The 2,111-nt window shown below is 56.9% G+C and carries 2 protein-coding genes; both read right to left on the bottom strand.

Annotation, left to right across the window (positions count from 1 at the left end):
- Nucleotides 1–258 precede the first annotated feature (258 nt).
- Entirely contained in the window at nt 259–969 is a 711-nt protein-coding gene (locus HZB34_03045; protein MBI5314927.1) for a hypothetical protein, read from the bottom strand.
- A gap of 54 nt (nt 970–1,023) precedes the next feature.
- On the bottom strand, nt 1,024–2,111 hold a 1,088-nt coding region (locus tag HZB34_03050), incomplete at its 5' end, for a class II fumarate hydratase (GenBank protein MBI5314928.1).

Here is a 2,111-nt window from a genome sequence, read left to right on the forward strand (position 1 = left end):
CTCGCAAAGTCGGCGAAGCGGGCTCAGAGGCTCAACGTACCGCAGCGTACGCCTCGCCTCTTCGCTCGCTGCGGCCTTGCTGGACAGCCTTTTTGAGCATCCTGGGGTTGTTCTGAATGTTCGCACCGTACAGAATAGATCAGCCATATGGTTGGCATTGACCACGTTTTCGCGTAGCCTGGTAGAAGAAGAGAACCTCATCTTGATCAACAGGACTGTTTGAATTCAGGAGAGCCTGATAGGAAATCGATACATGAGTTACTGAGTAAGAGTTCCAAACGCGGCAAATAGTCGCCCCGCAAGGTAATAGGTCCCACGGGCATCGCCAACGTGCTTGCGTCGGAGGAAATCGTTCACGACTCGCCCATCCGGGGCTTTGTGCGTGTCCGGATGCTTGAGGTTCATGCGATACCGTTCAATCCCTGCTGAAACCGAACTGACGAACACCACGGTCCCATCGAGGTCCACCTTCTCGACGACACCGACATGCGTGAGCGGATCGTTAGGCAATCCATCTCGGTTAAAATCCCACGTGTTGTGGAAAAAGACCAGATCTCCAGGATGGACGGTGGGGCCATAGTGAATCCGCCCATGTTCTACCACATGGGTAAAGATGCGCCCGACGCCGTTGCCGCCATCAAGCTCGCCCAGCCCATCGTACAAGTCCACCAGCTGCGAGGCATAGACGCCTCGAACAAATCCTGAGCAATCCGGAGTATAGTTCCGTCCACCCACCTGAATACGGGACTGTCCGACGAATCTCACCGCGGTCTTCGCCAGCGCCGTCTGCCGTGGAACGCCTTTCTCCATGGCACAACAATGAGCTCCGCGTGTGCCCATCGTAAGAATCACACTCCTCTCATCATGTAGCGGCTGACGCCCGGTCGCAGCACACCCGCCGAGCGTGCCTGCAACCAGCAAGGCCACGAGAGCGAGCCTGAAGGAGTGCCTGTCGTCGACTGACCTCATGATGCTTCAGTATACCGACCAGCGGCTGTAAGACAATATCTGCGTGCGGTTCAGCTACCCTCCCGCGCTCCCCACCGGTCCACCCGGTTCGGTCATACGCCAGGGATCGAGGAGTTGCGCGAGCCGTTTATCCGGCAAGACCTTTTGGTCTTTCGCCACCTGCCTGACGGTCTTGCCTGACTTGTAGGCGTCCTTCGCCAGTTTTGCCGCGGCTTCGTAGCCGATCTCCGGCGCCAAGGCCGTACACATCGCCAAGCTTTCTTCGATGAGACTCTTGCATCGCTCTTCGTTCGCCTTGATCCCTTCAATACACTTGACCGAGAAGTTGTGGGAAGCTGTGGCCAAAAGCTCAATGGACTGAAGAAGATTGTAGGCCATCACCGGCATCATGACGATCAGTTCAAAATTCGCCGCCTGCCCACCGACGGTCACCGTCACATCGTTCCCGATCACTTGCGCACAGACCATCGTGACGGACTCGGCGATCACCGGATTGACCTTCCCCGGCATGATCGAAGAACCAGGCTGCGTCTCGGGTAAATTGATTTCGCCGAGTCCGCACCGCGGCCCGGATCCGAGCCATCGAATATCATTGGCAATCTTCATGAGACTCACGGCCAGGGTACGCAGACACCCGCTCGCCTCGACAAGGGAATCCTGTGCCGATTGAGCCTCGAAATGATTCTTGGCTTCCTTAAATAAGCAGCCGGTTTCTTTGGAAATGATGGCCATGACTTTCTTGGAAAATTGCGGATGGCAATTCAGCCCCGTGCCGACCGCGGTCCCGCCCAATGCCACCTCGCTCAAGGCTACCTGAGCTTGTTTGACCCGCTGAATACCGAGCTCGATCTGACGGGCATAGCCGCCGAATTCCTGCCCAAGGCGGACCGGCGTAGCATCTTGTAGGTGCGTACGCCCAATTTTTACAATCTGGTCAAACTCCTTCGCCTTGCGCTTCAACGCCTTATTCAATCGGGTCAGCGCCGGCAGCAGCTGTTGCTGCAGCATTTCCGACGCAGCGATGTGAATGGCCGTGGGAATCACATCGTTGCTCGATTGGCCAAGATTCACATGGTCGTTGGGATGCACCAGCTTGCTGCCACGCGCGCCACCCAGCAACTCCGTCGCGCGGTTCGAGATCA

The organism is Nitrospirota bacterium (assembly GCA_016219645.1).
Taxonomy (GTDB): domain Bacteria; phylum Nitrospirota; class Nitrospiria; order Nitrospirales; family Nitrospiraceae; genus Palsa-1315.